This is a genomic window from Streptomyces sp. NPDC096040, from assembly GCF_040303265.1.
In the GTDB taxonomy this organism is placed as follows: domain Bacteria; phylum Actinomycetota; class Actinomycetes; order Streptomycetales; family Streptomycetaceae; genus Streptomyces.
On record NZ_JBEOTA010000022.1, the window covers coordinates 107,389 to 127,721 of the forward strand.

19 protein-coding genes and 1 tRNA gene are annotated in these 20,333 nt (G+C 69.8%); 8 read left to right on the forward strand and 12 right to left on the reverse strand.

The genetic code is table 11. The features are described 5' to 3' along the window. Positions 1-3: 3 nt before the first annotated feature. Positions 4-675 carry a two-component system response regulator PhoP gene (gene phoP, locus ABTY98_RS28385; protein ID WP_018568744.1) on the forward strand — a complete coding sequence of 224 codons (672 nt, stop codon included), beginning with the start codon at positions 4-6 and terminating at the stop codon, positions 673-675. A 262-nt stretch (positions 676-937) separates the two neighbouring features. Here phoP and ABTY98_RS28395 read toward each other — a convergent pair whose 3' ends face one another. Then, a complete protein-coding gene (locus ABTY98_RS28395; RefSeq protein WP_352223847.1) occupies positions 938-1,603 on the reverse strand; it encodes a copper chaperone PCu(A)C in 666 nt (221 codons plus the stop codon). 613 nt (positions 1,604-2,216) lie between these two features. Between ABTY98_RS28395 and ABTY98_RS28400 the strand changes: the two genes are divergently transcribed. From ABTY98_RS28400 to ABTY98_RS28425, 6 genes are all read left to right on the forward strand, one after another. After that, positions 2,217-2,699 carry a CarD family transcriptional regulator gene (locus tag ABTY98_RS28400; protein WP_003953493.1) on the forward strand — a complete coding sequence of 161 codons (483 nt, stop codon included), beginning with the start codon at positions 2,217-2,219 and terminating at the stop codon, positions 2,697-2,699. A 265-nt stretch (positions 2,700-2,964) separates the two neighbouring features. Beyond that, positions 2,965-3,717: a 2-C-methyl-D-erythritol 4-phosphate cytidylyltransferase gene (ispD, locus tag ABTY98_RS28405; RefSeq protein ID WP_352223849.1), complete on the forward strand. Its 753-nt coding sequence runs from the start codon at positions 2,965-2,967 to the stop codon at positions 3,715-3,717. Next, positions 3,707-4,201, forward strand: coding sequence for a 2-C-methyl-D-erythritol 2,4-cyclodiphosphate synthase (gene ispF, locus ABTY98_RS28410; RefSeq protein WP_352223850.1), 495 nt, complete (start codon positions 3,707-3,709; stop codon positions 4,199-4,201). Before ispD ends, ispF begins: the two co-directional genes overlap by 11 nt. Positions 4,202-4,305: 104 nt before the next feature. Continuing rightward, entirely contained in the window at positions 4,306-5,703 is a 1,398-nt protein-coding gene (cysS, locus tag ABTY98_RS28415; RefSeq protein WP_352223851.1) for a cysteine--tRNA ligase, read from the forward strand. A gap of 93 nt (positions 5,704-5,796) precedes the next feature. After that, on the forward strand, positions 5,797-6,738 hold the full coding sequence (gene rlmB, locus ABTY98_RS28420) for a 23S rRNA (guanosine(2251)-2'-O)-methyltransferase RlmB (RefSeq protein ID WP_352223852.1): 942 nt from the start codon (positions 5,797-5,799) through the stop codon (positions 6,736-6,738). Positions 6,739-6,888: 150 nt separating this feature from the next. Then, a complete protein-coding gene (locus ABTY98_RS28425) occupies positions 6,889-8,577 on the forward strand; it encodes a DoxX family protein (protein ID WP_352223853.1) in 1,689 nt (562 codons plus the stop codon). 325 nt (positions 8,578-8,902) lie between these two features. On the opposite strand, the gene ABTY98_RS28430 is transcribed toward ABTY98_RS28425, so the two are convergent. From ABTY98_RS28430 to ABTY98_RS28440, 3 genes are all read right to left on the reverse strand, one after another. Continuing rightward, on the reverse strand, positions 8,903-9,634 hold the full coding sequence (locus tag ABTY98_RS28430; protein ID WP_352223854.1) for a nucleotidyltransferase family protein: 732 nt from the start codon (positions 9,632-9,634) through the stop codon (positions 8,903-8,905). 87 nt (positions 9,635-9,721) lie between these two features. Continuing rightward, the gene (locus ABTY98_RS28435; RefSeq protein ID WP_352223855.1) at positions 9,722-10,183 is read right to left on the reverse strand and encodes a hypothetical protein; all 462 of its coding nucleotides are present in this window, start codon (positions 10,181-10,183) and stop codon (positions 9,722-9,724) included. Between the two features lie 224 nt (positions 10,184-10,407). Then, a complete protein-coding gene (locus ABTY98_RS28440; RefSeq protein WP_352223856.1) occupies positions 10,408-11,544 on the reverse strand; it encodes an ABC transporter ATP-binding protein in 1,137 nt (378 codons plus the stop codon). Positions 11,545-11,763: 219 nt separating this feature from the next. On the opposite strand from ABTY98_RS28440, the gene ABTY98_RS28445 reads away from it, so the two are divergent. Beyond that, a tRNA-Thr gene (locus ABTY98_RS28445) sits at positions 11,764-11,837 on the forward strand. Positions 11,838-11,884: 47 nt separating this feature from the next. Here the strand turns inward: ABTY98_RS28445 and ABTY98_RS28450 are convergent. The 8 genes from ABTY98_RS28450 to ABTY98_RS28485 all read right to left on the reverse strand — a co-directional run bounded on the left by ABTY98_RS28450 (position 11,885) and on the right by ABTY98_RS28485 (position 20,332). Beyond that, positions 11,885-13,270: a tyrosine-type recombinase/integrase gene (locus ABTY98_RS28450; RefSeq protein ID WP_352223857.1), complete on the reverse strand. Its 1,386-nt coding sequence runs from the start codon at positions 13,268-13,270 to the stop codon at positions 11,885-11,887. A 70-nt stretch (positions 13,271-13,340) separates the two neighbouring features. Continuing rightward, positions 13,341-13,541: a helix-turn-helix domain-containing protein gene (locus ABTY98_RS28455; RefSeq protein ID WP_352223858.1), complete on the reverse strand. Its 201-nt coding sequence runs from the start codon at positions 13,539-13,541 to the stop codon at positions 13,341-13,343. Between the two features lie 481 nt (positions 13,542-14,022). Then, positions 14,023-15,498 (reverse strand): AICE element replication initiation protein, encoded by a 1,476-nt coding sequence (locus ABTY98_RS28460; protein ID WP_352223859.1) that lies wholly within the window; start codon positions 15,496-15,498, stop codon positions 14,023-14,025. A gap of 2 nt (positions 15,499-15,500) precedes the next feature. After that, on the reverse strand, positions 15,501-16,337 hold the full coding sequence (locus tag ABTY98_RS28465; protein WP_352223860.1) for a bifunctional DNA primase/polymerase: 837 nt from the start codon (positions 16,335-16,337) through the stop codon (positions 15,501-15,503). Further along, positions 16,334-17,137 (reverse strand): deazapurine DNA modification protein DpdA family protein, encoded by an 804-nt coding sequence (locus tag ABTY98_RS28470; RefSeq protein ID WP_352223861.1) that lies wholly within the window; start codon positions 17,135-17,137, stop codon positions 16,334-16,336. Before ABTY98_RS28470 ends, ABTY98_RS28465 begins: the two co-directional genes overlap by 4 nt. Positions 17,138-17,296: 159 nt before the next feature. Beyond that, a complete protein-coding gene (locus ABTY98_RS28475; RefSeq protein ID WP_352223862.1) occupies positions 17,297-17,794 on the reverse strand; it encodes a hypothetical protein in 498 nt (165 codons plus the stop codon). A gap of 19 nt (positions 17,795-17,813) precedes the next feature. After that, positions 17,814-18,005 carry a hypothetical protein gene (locus tag ABTY98_RS28480; RefSeq protein WP_352223863.1) on the reverse strand — a complete coding sequence of 64 codons (192 nt, stop codon included), beginning with the start codon at positions 18,003-18,005 and terminating at the stop codon, positions 17,814-17,816. 212 nt (positions 18,006-18,217) lie between these two features. Then, positions 18,218-20,332, reverse strand: a complete 2,115-nt coding sequence (locus tag ABTY98_RS28485; RefSeq protein ID WP_352223864.1) for a P-loop NTPase family protein — start codon at positions 20,330-20,332, stop codon at positions 18,218-18,220. Position 20,333: the final 1 nt, after the last annotated feature.

A 20,333-nucleotide genomic window follows, 5' to 3' on the forward strand; every position in this document is an offset into this window, starting at 1 on the left:
CGAGTGCTCGTCGTCGAGGACGAGGAGTCCTTCTCCGACGCCCTGTCGTACATGCTCCGCAAGGAGGGCTTCGAGGTCGCCGTGGCGGCCACGGGCCCCGACGGACTCGACGAGTTCGAGCGCAACGGCGCCGACCTCGTCCTCCTCGACCTGATGCTGCCCGGCCTGCCCGGCACCGAGGTCTGCCGCCAGCTGCGCGGCCGGTCCAATGTCCCCGTCATCATGGTGACGGCCAAGGACAGCGAGATCGACAAGGTCGTCGGGCTCGAAATAGGAGCCGACGACTACGTGACCAAGCCCTTCTCCTCCCGCGAGCTGGTCGCCCGTATCCGGGCCGTCCTGCGCCGTCGCGGGGAGCCGGAGGAGGTCACCCCGGCCGCCCTCGAGGCCGGCCCGGTCCGCATGGACGTCGACCGCCACGTCGTGACGGTCTCCGGCTCCAAGGTCGACCTCCCCCTCAAGGAGTTCGACCTGCTGGAGATGCTCCTGCGCAACGCAGGGCGCGTCCTCACCCGTATGCAGCTCATCGACCGGGTCTGGGGCGCCGACTACGTCGGTGACACCAAGACCCTCGACGTCCACGTCAAGCGCCTGCGCGCCAAGATCGAGCCGGACCCGGGTGCCCCGCGTTACCTGGTGACGGTTCGTGGTCTCGGGTACAAGTTCGAGCCGTAAACCGAGATTGTCCGGAGCCGGCGGACGGAGTCCGGCGCAGCACTCCGAAGCCCGCGTAGCGGTGCGAGGGGTGCGTCGAGGGCGGTGTTCGAGCCGGACCCGGGTGCCCCGCGTTACCTGGTGACGGTTCGTGGTCTCGGGTACAAGTTCGAGCCGTAAACCGCTGGCCTGGTCCGACCAGGTGTGGCCTGGTCTGACGACCGTACGAAGAAGGGCGGCCCCCCAGGGGGTACCGCCCTTCTCGCGTTGGCCGTACGACCGCTCAGCCGGCGTTCGTCGACTCCGACGCCGAGTCGCTCGGGGTCGCCGAAGCGCTCTCGGACGACTTGCCCTTGCCCGGCTTGGCACTGCCGCTCGCCGTGGCGCCCGCCGCCGGGGAGCCGGAGGCCGAGGACGCGGAGGCCGAGGCCGACGGGACGGAGCTCGGGCCCCAGCCCGAGAAGTAGCTCTCGGCGGGGACGACGAACGCGCGCAGGCTCACATCACCCGTCCTGCTGAAGGTGAACGTGACCTTCTGCGCGTTGCCGTCCTGGACCGTCTCGCGGCTGCTGGACAGCACCGCGGAGGCGTTGCCCTTGCCGCCCAGGATCAGCCGGCCGCCGCCCGGGATGGTCAGCGGCTGGGACGTGGTGGGGTGCAGCTGGGCGGACTTGTTGGTGCCGGCAACGACGATCGACTGGAGCGTCTCGGGCTGGGTGCCGGTGTTGAAGATGGTCGCGGAGACCACGGCCGGGCCGGTCGACGTGAGGTCGGGCTGGGTGATCACGGTCGCGTTCTGGATCTTGATGTCGCCGACACTCGTCGCGGCGTTGTCGGGCTTGATCTCCAGCGTCTGGGAGTCGTTGCCGGCACCGCACGCGGCAAGCGAGGCGACGGAGAAGGCGATGGCGGAGGCGGCGAGGGCGCCGCGTCGAAGGCTGCTGCTCACGGCGGCGGCAACTCCTTGAACGCACGGGCGGCCCTCTGATAAAGCCGCCCTAAGGGTCTGTCAGCGGCCTTAGGTTACCGAGCCGTTCCCCCGCGGCCGCACCCGACCCTCCCCAAGCCGCTCGCTTCCCTTGAGCTTCCCTCCGGCCGGGGTACCCCCAGGGCTCCACAAGTGACTCTTCGGTCACTTTGGGGGGCGCTCGTCAGGCATTCACATAACTCGTTCGCAACACCGCGCGCAAAATTTCCGTGAAGGAATGCGCGACCGCCGGGAAAATTGATCACGTACCGTTCGGTCGGACGCCTGTGATCAATTCCGGAAACGTCTCGGATCCGGCTCCGGCAGCCGAACGGAGTAGCGGAAGTCGTACGCTTGGAACCGGACAAATGTGGACGTTCGGCCACTTGGGCGCGCGTCCGGAGGTGTGTAGCGTACGCGTTTCCTCTCGCCCGAGAGCCGCTCCGACCTGCGAATACCTGCTTCCGGACGGCTCGCGAAGCACGTTCCTGTTGCTGTTGTCAAGCCCCGAGATATGCCCTGACCTGCGAAAACGCCATTCAGAACCGCCGGTTTCCGTGTTACCCTGGATAGCCACGGAAGGGGTACCTGTCACATGACGTTCAAGGTTGGCGACACCGTGGTCTATCCCCATCACGGGGCCGCGCTGATCGAGGCCATCGAAACTCGCCAGATCAAAGGCGTGGACAAGACCTACTTGGTGCTGAAGGTCGCCCAGGGTGACCTGACGGTACGTGTGCCAGCGGACAATGCGGAGTTCGTCGGCGTGCGTGATGTGGTCGGTCAGGACGGGCTGGACCGGGTCTTCGAGGTGCTGCGCGCGCCGTACGCCGAGGAGCCCACGAACTGGTCCCGTCGATACAAGGCAAACCTGGAGAAGCTCGCCTCCGGCGATGTCATCAAGGTCGCGGAAGTCGTGCGTGACCTGTGGCGTCGTGAGCGCGAGCGCGGACTCTCCGCCGGTGAGAAGCGCATGCTCGCCAAGGCCCGCCAGATCCTGGTGAGCGAGCTCGCCCTCGCGGAGAACACAAACGAGGACAAGGCCGAGGCCCTGCTCGACGAGGTCCTCGCGTCCTGACGCGGTCCAGCTCGGCACGCTGAAACTCCGCACACTGAATGCCGCGGTGCCCGATGACACACACCTGTCGCCGGGCGCTGCGGCATGTCCGTGCCCGGAACGCGCATTCGGAAACCCGCCCCCGGCGGAAACCCCCGATACTAGGCGTGCCGGGCCCGGGCTGCTGGCTCGACCAGTGTCACGGAAGGGTCCGGTCAAGGCGTCGCGCCCGGCACTTCCCAGGCCATACCCACGCCAGGCCCGCACACAAACCTGACAGGAACCGATGTCTGACGATTCGCGTTCTTCGCGTACGGAACTGCGTACCGCCGCCGTGATTCCCGCCGCCGGCCGGGGCGTGCGGCTCGGTCCGGGCGCCCCCAAGGCGCTTCGCGCGCTGAACGGCACGCCCATGCTCATCCACGCCGTGCGCGCACTGGCCGCCTCCCGCGCGGTCTCCCTGGTCGTCGTCGTGGCCCCGTCCGACGGCGCGCCCGAGGTCAAGTCCCTCCTCGACGCGCACGCGCTGCCCGAGCGCACCGACTTCCTCGTCGTCCCCGGCGGCGACTCCCGACAGGAGTCGGTCAAGCTCGGCCTGGACGCGCTGCCCCCCGACTACGACATCGTCCTCGTCCACGACGCGGCCCGCCCGCTGGTCCCCGTCGACACGGTCGACGCCGTGATCCAGGCGGTCCGCGACGGCGCCCCCGCGGTCGTCCCCGCCCTTCCGCTCGCCGACACGGTCAAGGAGGTCGAGCCGGCGACGGTCCAGGGTGACCCCGAGCCGGTCGTCGCCACCCCGCAGCGCGCCCGCCTGCGCGCGGTCCAGACCCCCCAGGGCTTCGACCGTACGACGCTGGTCCGCGCGCATGAGACGGTCACCGACAACGTCACCGACGACGCCAGCATGGTCGAACAGCTCGGCGAACAGGTCGTGGTCGTCCCCGGCCACGAGGAGGCCTTCAAGGTCACCCGCCCCCTCGACCTGGTCCTCGCCGAGGCGGTCCTGGCCCGCAGGAGGCTCAACGATGGCTTCTGAGCTGCCGCTGCTTCCGCGGGTGGGTGTCGGCACCGACATCCACGCCTTCGAGGAGGGCCGCGAACTGTGGTGCGCGGGCCTGAAGTGGGAGGGCGAGGGCCCGGGCCTGGCCGGTCACTCGGACGCGGACGTCGTCGCGCACGCGGCGTGCAACGCGCTGTTCTCGGCGGCGGGCCTGGGGGACCTCGGGCAGCACTTCGGCACCGGGCGCCCGGAATGGTCCGGCGCTTCGGGCGTGACCCTGCTGACGGAGGCGGCCCGGATCGTCCGCGACGCCGGATTCGTGATCGGGAACGTCGCGGTGCAGGTCGTAGGAGCGCGCCCGAAGATCGGCAAGCGCCGCGACGAGGCGGAGAAGCTCCTGTCGGCGGCGGCGGGGGCTCCGGTTTCCGTGTCGGGGGCCACGACGGACGGGCTGGGGTTCCCGGGCAGGGGCGAGGGCCTTATGGCGGTGGCGACGGCCCTGGTGGTCAAACAAGGGTGAGCGGTCCCACCTGAGGGGCGCGGCCGGCCGCGGTGCACCGGCACCCGGCGACGGCCCTCCACAACCGGTGCCACCCACTGCCGTCGGCCCACTACCCTTGTCTCGTGACCATTCGCCTGTACGACACCAACGCCCGGCAGATCCGTGACTTCGCCCCGCTCGCCCCGGGCTGTGTCTCGATCTACCTCTGTGGTGCCACCGTGCAGGCGGCACCGCACATCGGCCATATCCGTTCCGGCCTCAACTTCGACATCATGCGCCGCTGGTTCGAATACCGCGGCTATTCCGTGACGTTCATCCGGAACGTCACGGACATCGACGACAAGATCATCGCCAAGTCCGCCGACCAGGGCCGTCCCTGGTGGGCGATCGGCTACGAGAACGAGCGCGCGTTCAACGACGGTTACACCGCGCTCGGCTGCCTCCCGCCGACGTACGAGCCCCGCGCGACCGGGCACGTACCGGAGATGATCGAGATGATGCGCGGACTGATCGAGCGGGGGCACGCGTACGAGGCCGACGGCAACGTCTACTTCGACGTGCGCTCCTACCCGGACTACCTCCAGCTCTCCAACCAGGAGCTGGACAACCTCCGCCAGCCGGAGGGCGAGGGCGAGACCGGCAAGCGGGACCAGCGGGACTTCGCGCTGTGGAAGGCCGTGAAGCCGGGCGAGCCCAGCTGGGAGACGCCGTGGGGCCGCGGCCGGCCCGGCTGGCACCTGGAGTGCTCGGCGATGGCCCACAAGTACCTCGGCGAGGCCTTCGACATCCACGGCGGCGGCCTCGACCTGATCTTCCCGCACCACGAGAACGAGATCGCCCAGGCCAAGGCCTACGGCGACGACTTCGCCCAGTACTGGGTGCACAACGCCTGGGTCACCATGAGCGGCGAGAAGATGTCGAAGTCCCTCGGGAACTCGGTCCTCGTCTCCGAGATGGTCAAGGCGTGGAGCCCGATCGTGCTCCGCTACTACCTCGGCACCCCGCACTACCGCTCGATGATCGAGTACAGCGAGGAGTCGCTGCGCGAGGCCGAGGCGGCGTTCGCGCGGATCGAGGGCTTTGTGCAGCGTGTGGTGGAGCTGGCCGGGGGAGCGGTGGAGCCCTCGCCCGAGGTCCCGCCGGCCTTCGCCGAGGCGATGGACGACGACCTGGGCGTCCCGCAGGCGCTGGCCGTCGTGCACACCACCGTCCGGCAGGGCAACAGCGCGCTGGCAGCCGACGACAAGGAAGCCGCCGTCGCCCGGCTCGCCGAGGTGCGTGCGATGCTCGGCGTCCTCGGTCTGGACCCGCTCGAAGCACACTGGTCCGGTGCGGCCGAGAAGGGCGAGGACCTTCACGGGGTCGTCGACAGCCTCGTACGACTGGTCCTCGACCAGCGTGAGTCCGCCCGCGGCCGCAAGGACTGGGCCACCGCCGACGCCATCCGCGACCAGCTGAACCAGTCCGGCCTGGCCATCGAGGACAGCCCGCAGGGCCCGCGCTGGACCCTCAGGTCGTAGCCGGACCCACCAAGATCGACTGTGCCGCCCGGCCCCCGGGCGGCACACTGCATAAGACGTATGTACGACACAGTCCATGGAGACGAGTAACTGATGGCAGCCAACAACCGCCGCATGTCCGGCAAGAAGGGCGCGCAGGTCGGCAGTGGCGGCCAGCGGCGCCGGGGCCTGGAGGGCAAGGGGCCGACCCCGCCCGCCGAGATGCGCAAGGGACACAAGAAGAACCGCATCGCGGGCGCCAAGGCGAAGCAGACGCTGCGCCGTCCCGCGCTGCGGGGCCGGGGGGGCAAGGGCACCTCCGAGCTGGTCGTCGGCCGTAACCCGGTCGTCGAGGCGCTGCGTGAGGGCGTCCCGGCGTCCACCCTCTATGTCCAGCAGTTCATCGACAACGACGAGCGCGTCCGCGAGGCCCTCCAGCTCGCCGCCGAGCGCGGTGGCATCAACCTCATGGAGGCGCCGCGCCCCGAGCTGGACCGTATGACGAACGGCCTCAACCACCAGGGCCTGGTCCTCCAGGTCCCGCCGTACGAGTACGCGCACCCCGAGGACCTGGCGCAGGCCGCGTACGACGACGGCGAGGACCCGCTGATCGTCGCCCTGGACGGGGTCACCGACCCGCGCAACCTCGGCGCGGTCGTCCGCTCCGTCTCCGCCTTCGGCGGTCATGGCGTGGTCGTACCCGAGCGGCGCGCGGCCGGTATGACGGCGGGCGCCTGGAAGACGTCGGCCGGTGCGGCGGCCCGTACGCCGGTGGCGCGCGCCACGAACCTCACCCGGGCCCTGGAGTCGTACCGGAAGGCCGGCATCGTGGTCGTCGGTCTGGCCGCCGACGGCGAGCACGAGATCGGTGACCTGGAGGCGCTCTCCGGGCCCGTCGTCATCGTCGTGGGCAGCGAGGGCAAGGGCCTGTCCCGGCTGGTCGGCGAGACCTGCGACTTCCGGGTGCGGATCCCGATGCCGGGTGGCGCCGAGTCGCTCAACGCCGGTGTGGCGGCCGGGATCGTGCTGTACGAGGTGGCTCGCCGACGGGCCTGACGGCGGTACGAGGCGGCGCGCCGCCGGTGCTGAACAAACGTCCGCAACCTCACCCGTGCGGGGTAATTCCGGCGTCCTGCCCATCCTTGACGGGGTCCGGACACTTCGGGGCGGTCAAAGCAGTGTCCTAACTCCACGTCACTCGGTTAGATGAGTGTGGACACCAGAACACCCCGCACACCCACGGGGGACCGCTCGCCGGGGTTCCGCTCCGGATTCACTTCCGGGCCCGACGACGCTCCCGCGCTGAGCATGGTGAAGGTGCCGAGCGATCCGGCGCAGGTCATCGTCAACCACGCGAGTTTCCGCGTGCAGTTGGGCGTATCGACACGGCGTACCCAATCCCCCCGGGTCGCACGGCACCTGAGCGCCACCGAGGACACCGCGCGCATCCCGGTCCTCGGCACGGCGGGCAGAGCGGGGGCGGCGCCCGGCCGTCGCCGCCCGGTCGTCTGGAGCGGCAAGTCCGCGCCGGACGACACCGGAGCCCACCGGCTGCTCCAGGCCGTCCGCGGCGGCAGCGTCCGGCACGGCGAGGAGCGTGCCGAACCGGCCGGCGCGACCCAGGTCATCCCGCGCGTCGACGACGGCTACGGCGAGCTCGAACAGACCGTAGAGACCCCGATGGTCGGCCATCCGCGCTCCCCCGCCTCGGGCGAGACCCGGCTGCTGCCGCCCATGCGGACCTCGGGCAGCGCCTACGACGAACCTGCCTACGACGATTCGCCCTACGACGATTCGCCCTACGGCGAACCGTCCTACGCCGACGACGAGTTCGAGGACTTCGAGGAACCGCCGTCGACCAGGCGGCACGCCGACGACCCGGCCCGGCACGCCTATTACCCCGGCCGCCGGATGAACCTCGGCGTGGTCCTGCTCCCGTTGCGGATCTTCCTCGGCTTCATCTCCATCTACGCCGGCATGGGCAAGCTGTGCGACCCCGTCTACTTCGACGGCGGCAAGCGCGGCTCCATGGTCACCTGGCTCAACACGCTGCACCCCTGGGACGTCGCCGAGCCGCTGCGCCAGTTCGCCCTCCAGCATCCGGTCGGCTCCGGCCTGGTCATCGCCTTCTTCCAGGTGATCGTCGGCGTCCTGACCGTGCTCGGCTGCTGGCAGCGGGTGGCCGCGGTCGTCGGCGCCCTGCTCTCCGCCGCGCTCATCGTCACCGTCAGCTGGAAGACCGTCCCGGCGTACGACGCCCCCGACATCATCTATCTCGCCGCCTGGTCCCCGCTGATCATCGCCGGCGCCCCCGTCTACTCCGTCGACGGCCGCCTCGCGGGCAGCGCCTGGCGGCGCCTCGGCCCGCACTCCGACATCTGGGAGCTGCGCAGCTACGTACTGCGCCGCGGCGCCCTGATCACGGCGGTCACCATCGGCCTCACCCTCCTCGTCGGCTCCCTCCTGGGCGGCGCGGTCCGCGACTCCAGCCGCGTGGTCGTCCCCGGCCCCGGCGAGGCCCCCCGCAACAACCTCCCCGGCTCCCCGCTGCCCGGCGAGACGGCCAAGCACCATGCGAAGACCCCGTCGGCTCCCGCGTCCCCCTCCGGGGGTGCCACGGCCGGCGCCAGCCCCTCCGGGGCGGCGACGACCCCGGGCGCCGGCCGCACCACGGGCGGCGCCACCACGACCCCAAGCCAGACCCAGGGCACGACGGGCCAGGCCCCGCCCCAGCACACCGCTCCCGCGCCGACGACTGCGGGACCCACGTCCGGCGGCACCACGACCGGCGGCTCGTCCCCGACGGGCGGCACGGGCACCGGCAGCGGAAGCAGCGGCGGCGGCGGCTCGACGTCCTCGGGTCAGCCGGGCTTGGTGGGCGGCCTGCTGGGCTAGTAGTACGCCGACGCAAACGGTTGAGGCCCCGCACCTGCAAAAGGTGCGGGGCCTCAACGCGCCCCAAAGGGGCGGGCGCCGGGAACTGCGCGACAAGCCACGACGGACCCGCAGCCGAAAGCCCGGCTCGGTTCGGCCTGGCTCGGTTCGGCCTGGCTCGGCTCGGCCTGGCTCGGCTCGGCCTGGCTCGGCGCGGCCTGGCTCGGCCTGGCTCGGCTCGGCGCGGCCCGGCGCGCTCGGCGCGGTTCGGCGCGGTTCGGCCCGGCTCGGCCCGGCTCGGCCCGGTTCGGCTCGGCCCGGCGCGCTCGGCGCGGTTCGGCGCGGCTCAGCGACCGAGCGCCGCCAGTTCCTTCGCCGCCTCCGTCAGGTCTTTCGCCGTGTCGATCGCCCGCCAGTACGCCCCCTGCGGAATCGTGAACCCGGCCAGCTGCCGGCTCCGGGCGAGGTGCGGGAACGTCGTCCGTTCGTGGTCTCCCCGCTCGGGAAGCATCTTGGCGAACTCGGGGGAGAAGACGTACACACCCGCGTTGATCTCGAACGTCGACGGCGGCGCCTCGATGAAGTCCGTGATGTGCCCGAAGCCGTCCGTCTTCACCGCGCCCCAGGGGATCCGCGGCCGGGCCAGCGCGAGCGTCGCCACCGCGTCCCGCTCCGTGTGGAAGTCGGCCATGTCGCGCAGCGAGAACCGCGTCCAGATGTCGCCGTTCGTGGCGTACCAGGGCCGGTCGGTGTGCGGCAGATGCGCGGCCGCGTACTTGAGGCCGCCGCCGCGGCCCAGCGGCTCGCTCTCGACGACCGTCGTGACCGAGACCGGGAGGTCGGCCGAGTCCAGCCACTTCTGCAGGACCTCGGCGAGGTGGCCGCAGGAGACCACCACGTCCGTGACGCCCTCCTCGGCGAGCCAGGTCAGCTGGTGGCCGATGATCGGCGTGCCCGTACCCGGGATCTCGACCATCGGCTTGGGCCGGTCGTCGGTGTACGGACGAAGCCGTGAGCCCTGGCCACCGGCCAGGACCACGGCTTGAGTGGGGCGCAACGCGGCGTTCGGATGGGTCATGCCCCGAACTGTACGACGCGCCCCGGGGTCGGCCTCCCGCCGCAAGGGGGCCCTTAACGTCCCGTTACCTGTCTTACCGACCCGTGTTCAGCTGTGTGCGGCCAGGACGCCGGACGCGAAGGACGTGTCGCAGACGGGGCGGGCGTACGACTGGGCGCGCGAGGCGCCGTAGATGCGCACCGCGGCCCGGCCCAGCGCGCGGGCGATGGACGAGCAGTGCCGGGCCAGCGACGGGTGGCCGTTGACCGCCTGCTGGAGGTGGGTGAGGACCTGGCCCGGGTTCTTGTCCTGGAGCTCGCTCATCAGCTGGTCGCGCAGCACGTCCTGTGGGGCCCGGGTAGTGGCCTTGGAGGAGACGGCGGCGTCGGTCACGTCGGTCGCGGTGAGCACCGAGTTCCGTGGGCTTCCCGTCCAGTTGACGCGGGTGACGGCGAGGGTCCCGGAGAGCACCAGGACGACGGGCAGGACGAGGGCGAGAGTGCGGCCGATACGGCGGGCAGGGCCGCCCCGATGGCCGCGTCGCGTCTGAGGGGTGGTGGAGTGCTTCACGCGTGTGAGGGTAGCGTGCGGTAATGATTTGGCGACATTTAGTCACCGGTTCGAGGGACGGAGAAGCGCCCTGTTCCGGGTACGGGGTTGACGCACGCTGCTCGAAAATCACCCGCTTGCCGGGGTAAATCGGGGCAACGGAAAGGGCCCCGCAGCAGGCTGCGGGGCCCTCTTCGTCAACCTGGCGAAGTTCACCCTGGTCAGAGGTTTCTCGGTTTGATCGCTCAGTCGGAGAGACGCTCACCCGTGGACGTCGAGAACACGTGGGTCTCGCCCGGCCGCGGCACGACGTGCAGCGTGGCGCCCTTCTCCGGGACGGCGCGGCCGCTGACGCGGACGACCAGGTCCTTGAGGTCGTCGCCGACCTTGGCGCTGCCGTAGACGTAGCCGTCGGCGCCGAGCTCCTCGACGACGTTCACGGAGACCGCGAGACCCGCCGGGGCGTCCTCGCTGTCCTTGGAGAGGGCGGACGCGGCCTCGCCGTTGTGCTCGACGATGTCGAAGTGCTCGGGACGCACACCGACGGTCACGGTGCGGTCACCCTTGTCGGTGGCGGCCTGGAGCGCCTCACGGTTGACCGGGACCACGCTGTTGCCGAACTTCACACCGCCGTCGGTGATCGGGACCTCGACCAGGTTCATGGCGGGGGAGCCGATGAAGCCGGCGACGAAGAGGTTGGCCGGACGGTCGTACATGTTGCGCGGGGAGTCGACCTGCTGGAGCAGACCGTCCTTGAGGACGGCGACCCGGTCGCCCATCGTCATGGCCTCGACCTGGTCGTGGGTGACGTAGACGGTGGTGATGCCCAGGCGGCGCTGGAGGGACGCGATCTGCGTACGGGTCGAGACACGGAGCTTGGCGTCCAGGTTGGACAGCGGCTCGTCCATGAGGAAGACCTGCGGCTCACGGACGATGGCGCGGCCCATCGCGACACGCTGGCGCTGACCACCGGAGAGGGCCTTCGGCTTGCGGTCCAGGTACTCGGTGAGGTCGAGGATCTTCGCGGCCTCCTCGACCTTCTGCCGGATCTCCGCCTTGTTGACGCCGGCGATCTTGAGCGCGAAGCCCATGTTGTCGGCGACGGTCATGTGCGGGTACAGGGCGTAGTTCTGGAACACCATGGCGATGTCCCGGTCCTTGGGCGGCAGGTGCGTGACGTCGCGGTCGCCGATACGGATGGCGCCTGCGTTGACGTCCTCCAGGCCCGCGAGCATCCGCAGGGAGGTGGACTTGCCGCAGCCCGACGGGCCGACCAGGACGAGGAACTCGCCGTCCTCGATCGCGATGTCGAGGCCGTCGACGGCGGGCTTGGTGGACCCCGGGTAGATCCGGGTCGCCTTGTCGAACGTGACAGTGGCCATGGCTCAGAGGCCCCCTTCTACCGGCAGGAACGTGCCGGACGATCCGTTGTAGGAAGGTGGTGGTGTAGTCCACGCGAGTGAACTGGCTCAGGACGGTACCCGGCGTTCACCCCGTATGTCAGTACCTGGAGGCCTGTGAACTTCGCGGAAATTTTCGACGGGGACCGCCTGGGAGCTGGGTACACTGCACTGGCACGTGAGCGGCACGCCCGCGTGCAGGCCTCCTTAGCTCAGCTGGCCAGAGCAACGCACTTGTAATGCGTAGGTCGTCGGTTCGAATCCGACAGGGGGCTCTCTTGAGTTCCCAGGCCAGACCGTGTCTGACCTGGGATTTCCTCATTCAGAGCACTCGGCGTCGGCGCCGACGAAGGGCCGCGCGACTGTCTGCGGTCTCAGTTGTGGTCTCAGTCGCGGGTTCCGGGCCAGGCATGAACGCGTCTCCCATGCGACGCATGGCGTCCTTCGACAGGTGGGACCGACCCTTCACGTAGCGGCGGGTCTGGCTGATCTGGGTGTGTCGCAGGATCTCCATGATCGTGGGCATGTCGACCCCGAGTTCGTTCAGGATCGTGCCGGCGGTGTGGCGGCTGCCGTCGTACAGGCGCCGGTCGTCGATTCCCGCTTCCTTCAGAAGTTCCTTGAACTCCTCCCAGTCCTGATGCGGGTCGATGGGGCGTCCGTCGGGGCGTGAAAAGACGACGCGGTGTTCCTCCCACAGTTCTCCGGCCGCCGCGCGCATTTGTTCTTGATGGGCTTTGTGCTCGATCAGGTAGGGGATGAACGGGGGAGGGATAGGAACGGGATTCTGGCTCTTCTTTGTCTTGGGGCGGGTGAAGACCAGCCCGCCGTCTTTCCGGTCGGGGCACGTGCGGGCGTGCCTCGTGCAGTCCTTCGGACACGGCTTGGGGCAGCCGCGCTTGTAGCCCCTGTGCGTCGTGCAGTCCGCCGGGCAGGGGTTGAACCGGTGGAACCGGTCGCCGCACATGTGAGGGTCACCGCAGCCGTGGCGCCAAGTGAGCCGCTGAAGCTGCCACTTCGGATGGAACAGCTCGTTCTCGAAGTCCACGTACGGCCAGCGAAGTCCCAGGGTCTCGCCCTGCCGGAAGCCCATGCCGACACCAACGCACCACCGCATGAAGGAGGGCCGCTTTGCGGCAGCCTTCAGAAAGGCCTTGGCCTCTTCCTTCGTGAACGGATTCGCCTCGGTCTCGTCGACCGTAGGCGGGTCTACGAGAGTGGCCACGTTCTCGACGATCAGACGGCGGCGCAGAGCGATTTTCAGGGCCCGCGACAGGATGCGATGCACCTTGAGCACATGCGAGGGGGCGTGCCCTTCGTTGAGCATGACGCGGTACATCCGCTCCAGGTGTTCCGGCTGGAGCTTGTCGATTCGGTGCTTTCCGACGCCGGGAATGATGTCGTTCCTGGTCTTGGACCAGTAGTCGTCCAGAGAGCGTGGCTTGAGTTTCAGGGACGCGATGTCGGTGAGGTAGGTGGTCATCCACTGTTCCACGGTCGGCTTGCGGCCGGCCTTGGGCGCACGTCCCTTGTCGCGCAGGTCTTCCAGCTCGCGGACCTTGCGCTTGACCTCGGTTTCCGTCCGGGCGCGGCGGTGGCGTCGGTCGGGGCTGCCGTCGTCCTTGACGCCCATGGTCACGCGGCCGTGCCACCAGCCGTCGCTGCCCTCGTAGATGGACGACTCCATGTTCGCGTTGCGGGTGCTCAATGCACTCCTCCATGCAGGAAGCCGCCCCGGAACGTGTCCGGGGCGGCTTCGGGTGAAGCGAAAGCGGGATTCAGTTGGGGAGCAGGTCGAGGCTGTTCGCGTAGGCCTCAAGCACGTCCCATCGGATGCGGCGGGACCGGCCGCGCTTCACGTACTTCAGCTCGCCGGCGGCCATCAGCTCGTACACGGTGGAGCGTCCGAAGCGGAGAACCTTGGCGGCTTCCTCCGGGGTGTAGAGCAACTGGGCAGGGACCAGTACGGGGGTACTCATCGGGGCGTACTCCTCGGGTGCTCGTGGTGGGGCTTCTCAGGAGCCTGCGTCTGTCCGAGGCGCGGATTTCTGCGTCATCACGTCACGCACGTCATTTGCGGTTCTGACCTGCGCTTATGTGATGACGCGGGCATCGCGGGGCGTGTCACAGGGCGGCGCGGGGCTCTGTCACGCGTGACACGGGTGACGTGTGATGACGCAGGTTTTGGCTGTCTGCGTCATCGCTGTTGCCGCTGGTCAGGGGTCGGTTTCGTGTGGCTGGTGACGTGGGTGACGCAGCGTCTCTTCTCTTAGGAAAGAGGCGGGGTGGTGTCTGTGGTGGTGCGCGGCTCAGGACGTGAAGAAGGAGCCGCTGCGCGGCCGGCTTGTGCAACGGCGGCGTGCCGCCGGAACAGCAAGAGGAGCACGCCTCGCGGGGCGGGGTGCCTCGCGGGGCGGGGTGCTCCTCTTGCTTGTTCGGTGCGGCATCGGGCGGCGCAGGTCAGAACGCCGCTTCTTGCTGGTTCGGGGGTGTGAGCGGGGGGCGGGTCATTTCGATGTAGCGGGCGGAGCTGGTGCGGCCCCAGTCGATGAGGACGCCGCGGGCGGCGAGGGTGGGCTGAAGGCGTTTGAGGCGGTCGGAGAGGACTTTGCCGGTGGTGGGCCAGCCCTTGGGCAGGGGACGGCATTCCTCGCCGCTGTAGAGGCTGGTGAGGCAGTGGAGCCATTCCGATGAGGTCATGCGGACTTCCGCGCCCGGGTCGAGTCCGGCGGCGTGCTGCAGAACCGTCTGAGCCAGCAGGTCTCCTTCGATGACGTCGTCGTTGAGGTCATCGAGGCTGGCCCGGTACGCGGCGAGAGCTCCGAATCCGGTAGCCGTGTCGAGCTGCGCGCACAGGTGCGCGAAGTCGGCCATCCGCAGGTCGGTGGGGGTGTCCGCTTCGGCGGCCCGCACCTTCACCGTCAGGTCCAGCAGGGAGCCGAGGACGACCGGCAGGATCTCCGCGTATTCGGCCCACAGTTCCGCTTCGGTGCGCCGTACTCGGGGCCGCACGAGGCGGAGCGGGAGGAGGCGTTCGGCGAGGTCGGGGCGGATGACGCCGACGTCGATGCCGGTCAGGAGCATGGGGCGCCGGTAGCGGGAGCGGACGACGTCGCCGTCGGTGAAGAGCGCGCGTTTGATGCTCTCGGCTCCGGTGACGATGCAGCACATGAGGTCGGACAGGTCCGGGGGCAGGTGGGAGAGGTTGTCCAGGGCGGTGACCCATCCGGCGGCGACGGCCGTGATCATGTTTTCCTCGTCCTTCGGTGCTCGGCGCAGGTCGCCGCTCATCCCTTCGATGATCCGTACTAGCATCCGGCCGCCGGTGGATTTGCCCGCGCCTTGAGGGCCGGTGAGGAAGGGTGCGGGGACGGGCACGGACGGTTCCAGGCAGCCGATGAGCCAGGCGAGGGCCAGGCACTCGGTCTCGGCGCTGGCGAAGTTGCAGAGCCTGAGCAGGAGGTCGATGCCCTTGCCGTCGGTGTCCCGGGCGGGCAGGGGGAGTTCGCCGGTGAGCTGGGTGCGCCGCCAGCAGACTTCCTGCGGGTCGGGGGTGAGGATGTCCCAGCCGGTGGGGTGGATGCGGACGGACTTGCCGTCGGTGCGGCCCAGGTCGAGCCAGGTCGCACCGTCGAACCCCGGGGCGACGCGGATGTGGGTGGGCTGTACGTCCTCGGTCAGGGCGAGTGCTTCGATCAAGTCCAGTGCCTCCTTGAGTGCCGTGCCGTTGAACACGCCGATGCCGTCCTTGAAGAGGCCGACCATGAGTTCCTGCCGGTGGCTCCCGGTCGTGCCCTGGGAGCGGATCGGGCGGGCGACGGGGTGTCCGTTGCGCTGCGCGTAAACGGTGCCGTCGATGGTGCGGAAGTACCGGAAGTGCGCTTGTGCGTAGTCGGTGATGATCTGGCGGGCGGGAGTCTTGTCGTCCTCGGACATGGCTACATCCCCAGTGCGGTGCGGGCGTTGGTCCACGCGTCGGTGCAGTGCCGGGGGGTTTCGCCCTTGGTCTGCGCGGCGGTGAACAGCCGCGCGACATGAGCGTCGGTGAGGCAGCCGCACCGGCCATGGGTCGACAGCACCGCGAGGAACGTGCGATATACGGTCGCGTGGACCGCGCTGCGGGCCTCGGTGATGCGCTGCTCAGCCATGGCGATGCCACGATCGAGGTAGGTGGGTGTGCGGTGTCGGCACTCCCCCTGCCCGTCCGGCACGGGCACTGTGAGGGTCTGTGGCGCCCTGCGAGTTGCGGCCGGCTTTACTGCCAGGGCTCGCACAGCGTGCGGGAGAGCAGCTGTGGCGCCGTTGCCAGGACCGAGCCAACGGGCGTAGGCCATAAGGGACTTGATGTCGACGCCGGGCCGGACCGCGTTCGATGACGGCATGGTGCCCCGGTAGATCCAGTGTTCGCCACGCGTCGTGGGCACGGTCCGGGTGGCAGGCAGGGTGGCGCGGGCCCACTGGACGGCGGCGGGGTCGTCCAGGTCGACCACGGTAAGGCCGGCGCCGCCAGGGTGATAGGCAACGGTCGCCGCTTGCCGCCATGCCGGCGCCCACGCGGGGGAGGTGAGGACGTGCGGGTTGGTGGTGGCTGCGGCCCAGCCGTGGCACGGCTGCGGGCAGATGCAGGGGCCGGGGGTCTTCATGTTCGGTCGGCCACCACAGCCGTTTCGCGCACAGGCCGGGCAGTTACCGAACGGCACCTTTCCCTTGCGCAGAGGAAGCGGGGGCAGGCCGCTGGCCGCGAGGCGGAGAGCGGTGCTCAGGTGGTCGTTCATGCTGCACTCCGGTCGGTGAGCATCAACTGTTGCTGGGTGGGGATGGCGCGGATGACGCGCTGGCGCCACTTCAGGGCGTAGTCGATGCAGTTCGCGCAGTTCTTGTGTGTGTGGCCGGGCAGCGGAGGCCGGTGGCGTGCGTGCGTGCTCCAGGCAGCGGAGTCCGCGGAAGCCAGCAGGTGACCGACGCGTTCCAGGCCGAGGATTTTGAAGCCGAAGCCGTGCAGGTTGAAGCCGTGCGCGGCCATGGCGGTGACGATCGCGGCGCCCTGGCGGGTGGACTGCAACCGGCACACCGACCCCAGTCCGACGACGGGTTCGGCCCGTAGGTCGACGCCGGCCCGCTCGTAGAGTTCCACGCACCGCTCGTAGGCCGGCACCGTGTTGCCTTGGATGACGGGGGCGATGCGCAGGTCGGGGGCGAGCGAGCGCAGTTCCAGGAAGTTGGCCACGGTCCGGTGCTGGTGCTCTTCCACGCTCAGGTGGGTGCCGACGAAGTACAGTCCACCGAACCAGCCGCCCTTGATGATGGCTTCCTCGCACATCCAGTCCTGCGGGGCTGCCCAGTCGTAGGGGCCGACGCATTCCCAGATGCGGCGCAGGTCATTGACGTACTGGCGGGGCGAGCGGGTCCAGGTTCCCTTGTCCTTGAGCTCCGAGAAGCCGCCGGAGTCGACCGCGTACGGCCCAAGAGCGGGGTAGAGCTTCGCGGCGGCCGCGAAGTGCTCGGACTTCAGGAACAGCGGCACGTCGGTGAGCTTCACCCAGTGCCGCTTGTGCGTGGTCAGGTAGAACCGCATCGCGCCGGGAGCTCCCAACGCGGGGCCGTGTGGGGCGGGCGGTAAGGCTCGCCGGATGTCGGTGGGTTGGGTCATGCTGGATGTCTCCAGTTCCTTGATGGGTGACTGGTTGGCAAGGGCGGCCCGGTCTTTGGCGAGAGGGGGCCGCCTTTGGCGTTGTCAGCCGTGGTGTTCGTTGCGGGTACGGGCGACGACCCCGTACGACTTGGTGGTGGTGTTCTCCTGCCGGACCGGTCCCCGGTAGTGGTGGTGGTGCTCGGTGTGGACGCCCTTGAGGGAACGCAGGGCGGTCCCGATGGCGGTGAAGACACCAGCGACGGCGGCGATGGGGAGGGTGACGAACAGGACGGACGTGAGGGAGACGGCAGCAAATCCCTGGCAGGCGAGCCAGAGGCCGCAGCCGACGCCGACGAACGCGGCCCCGACGCCGATGCCGGCGACGGCGGTCCCGGCGGCCCACGCGGGCACGATCCGCCGGTCCGGCTGGAGCACGGGGGGCGTGTCGCCGTAGGCGGGCAGCGGGCTGGTGTCGCGGTACGCGGTCGGTGTCTCGGGGGCGGGCTGGTAGGCGTCGGCGATGATGCGGCGGGCTTCGGCGGTGGCTTCGTCGTCGGTCATCCGCGGCTGCCAGGCCGCACTGTGGTCGTACTCGGGCATGGCGGGAGCTCCTGGCGGGTCAGGTGAGGTGGCGGGCGGCGTCGGCGAGCGCGAGGCACATGGCGCGGACGGGTCCGGCGGCGCCGGTGCCGGCGGTGAAGAAGCCGAACAGGAAGAGCACGAGTGCGCTGAACGGTCCGAGGTAGCGGCCGCGCAGCAGGACGAAGGCCAGCACCCCGAAGAGTGCGACGGCGGACAGGGAAACGATCACGAGCGGCCTCCCGGAAACGAGGGCGGGCAGCACCCGCTTGCCGGGTGCTGCCCGCGTGGTGGCTTGTCGCGTTGCTTGTCGTCTGTCTTGTCGTGCGGCTTGTCGCTTGTCTTGTCTTGTCGCTTGTCGCATCCCAGGTCACAAGCCGTTTCCGAGCCCTCAGGGCGGCAGTGGCGGCATATGTTTTCAGCAGGACGACAGGCGACAAGTGATCAGTCTTCGGGAGGCTGTTCGGGGGTGTGCCGGTGGTGGACGTAGCGGGCCTTGGTGCCCTCCCCGACGCGGACGGCGGTGCCGTCGCTCACCCATGTCTTGAGCCAGCCGACGACTGTCTGACGGGTCGTGCCGAACTCATCCGCGAGGGCGCGGGCGATCGCGGACGCACCGGTGCCCTCGGTGCCGGCGGCGAGCAGCAGGGCGAGCGCGGCCTGTTGAGCCGAGTTGTCCTGCTCGCCCCGCAGCGCCGACAGATTCAGCCCACCCGAGACAGCCGGCGGGGCCTGCTCGGTCAGGGTGTGCGGGTCGGGCGCGGTGCCGAACTCGGCATCGATCTCCGCCCGGAAGCGGGCCAGCATCTCGTCTTCCGGCGACACCCGTTCCGCCCCCTGACCGTCGAGCGCGGACAGGTTCAGTCCCGACGCCGGCCCGTACGCCCCGGCGTCGGTGTCGTTGTCGGGGGTGTGGTCGCGCATCCATGCGGTGCGCTCCGCGTCCCAGCGTCGGGCGTAGGCCGGGCCGGCGGCCTTCGCGGACACGTCATCGAGGACGGGGTGCCGGTCGGAGGTGGCGGCGATGATGTCGCGGATCTGATTGGGCAGGATCCGCCACGCTTTGAACAGTCCGGCCGCGGACTCCGGGGTGCCCATGAACCCGGCGCCCTTGTAAGGGGCTTGGTCGACACGCAGGCCACGGGTGCCGGGGAACATCTTGCTCAAGTCCATGCCCTCGGTCTCACCCCCAGTCAGCGCGACGCGCACCTTGGCTTCCCGGCGGATCATCAGGTTGCCCAGCACGCTGCCGGTTGCTCCGAGGGCGGTCAGGACGGTGCGCAGGCCCATGGCGCGGGCGATCCGGATGACTTCGAGGATCTTCTCCGCGAGCTTGCGCATCTGCCGGTCCGGGCTGGCCAGGATCTCCGCGCCCTCATCGATGACCAGCATGATCTGGGGAATCCGCGGGCTGATGGGCAGGAGGTCGGTGTTGGCTTTGGCCAGCAGGTCCTGGTAGCCCATCTTCCGCTGCTTGGCGACCCGGACCGCGGTTTCCAGCATCAGCATGGCCTCATCGAACGTCCCGGCGAGCCAGTCGACCCCCGGCCGTACCGGCTTGCCGTCCCCGGTGTCGATCTGCCCGTTGAGCGTGGGCAGCACCCAGGGCAGGCCCGCGCTGCCGGCGTTGAGGTCGATCACCCACGTGAGCACGTCTTCGGCGCGGGCGAAGCCGGCGAGGATCGCGTGGACCATGTTGGTCTTGCCGGATCCGGTGGGGCCGACGACCAGGGCGCACTGTTCGCGCAGGTAGGTGAGGATGTTCTGTGCGTTGGTGCGGTAGCCCCACGGGATGCCCGTGTGTACGGACAGCGGGCCGTAGTCGGTGGGGTAGGTGCGCTCTTCTTCCAGGACGTTGACGGTGGTCACGTCGATGATGACCCGGCCCTGGTGGATGCCGGGGGAGGCGACGGCGGTGCAGCCGTGGGGGAGGCGTGCGTCTGCGGACAGGCGGGCGGACTCGGAGGCGATTTTTGTGTAGGTGGTGCCGCCGGGCGGGAGTTCGGCGTCGATGGAGAACCCGGTCCCGGTGGGCCACATCTCCACCCCGAGCACGCGCACGGTCAGGGAGCACACCCGCTGGATGCGGTCGACCCATTCCGCGGCGATCGCACGGCGCTCCGCGGACAACTCCGCAGCGATCTGCCGCTGCTCCGTGGCGATGGCTTCCTCTTCCCGGGCCTCTTCGAACAGGGCGGTGGAGCGGGCGGCGGCGCCGATGCCGACGCCGATGGTGGCCAGGGAGCCGAGGGCGGCCCAGGTCAGGGGGCCGTGGGTCATGGCCCAGGTGGTCCATCCGGCGCCCACGAGCCAGGACGCGGCGCGGGTGGCCAGGGTGCGGCCGGCGTTGCGTACGCGCAGGCCGACGACGGTGTGCCCGAGGGCTCCGGCGGCGCCGACTGCGAGGGCCCAGCCGGGGGGCATGTGGGTGGCGGCGCCGGTGGTGGCGATGGCGAAGGCTCCGGTGGTCGCGGACAGGGCGCCGGTCACGGGTCCGTGACCGGCTGCCCAGTCCAGCACCGGGCCACTCTGCTGTTTTGCGGTGGCGGTGCTGCTCATC

Coding starts and splice junctions, on each gene's coding strand:
- ABTY98_RS28400 (WP_003953493.1), top strand. CDS start 2,217: ATGACGTTCAAGGTTGGCGACACCGTGGTCTATCCCCATCACGGGGCC.
- ispD (WP_352223849.1), top strand. CDS start 2,965: ATGTCTGACGATTCGCGTTCTTCGCGTACGGAACTGCGTACCGCCGCC.
- ispF (WP_352223850.1), top strand. CDS start 3,707: ATGGCTTCTGAGCTGCCGCTGCTTCCGCGGGTGGGTGTCGGCACCGAC.
- rlmB (WP_352223852.1), top strand. CDS start 5,797: ATGGCAGCCAACAACCGCCGCATGTCCGGCAAGAAGGGCGCGCAGGTC.
- ABTY98_RS28425 (WP_352223853.1), top strand. CDS start 6,889: ATGAGTGTGGACACCAGAACACCCCGCACACCCACGGGGGACCGCTCG.
- ABTY98_RS28430 (WP_352223854.1), bottom strand. CDS start 9,634: ATGACCCATCCGAACGCCGCGTTGCGCCCCACTCAAGCCGTGGTCCTG.
- ABTY98_RS28440 (WP_352223856.1), bottom strand. CDS start 11,544: ATGGCCACTGTCACGTTCGACAAGGCGACCCGGATCTACCCGGGGTCC.
- ABTY98_RS28455 (WP_352223858.1), bottom strand. CDS start 13,541: ATGAGTACCCCCGTACTGGTCCCTGCCCAGTTGCTCTACACCCCGGAG.
- ABTY98_RS28460 (WP_352223859.1), bottom strand. CDS start 15,498: ATGTCCGAGGACGACAAGACTCCCGCCCGCCAGATCATCACCGACTAC.
- ABTY98_RS28465 (WP_352223860.1), bottom strand. CDS start 16,337: ATGAACGACCACCTGAGCACCGCTCTCCGCCTCGCGGCCAGCGGCCTG.
- ABTY98_RS28470 (WP_352223861.1), bottom strand. CDS start 17,137: ATGCGGTTCTACCTGACCACGCACAAGCGGCACTGGGTGAAGCTCACC.
- ABTY98_RS28475 (WP_352223862.1), bottom strand. CDS start 17,794: ATGCCCGAGTACGACCACAGTGCGGCCTGGCAGCCGCGGATGACCGAC.
- ABTY98_RS28485 (WP_352223864.1), bottom strand. CDS start 20,332: ATGAGCAGCACCGCCACCGCAAAACAGCAGAGTGGCCCGGTGCTGGAC.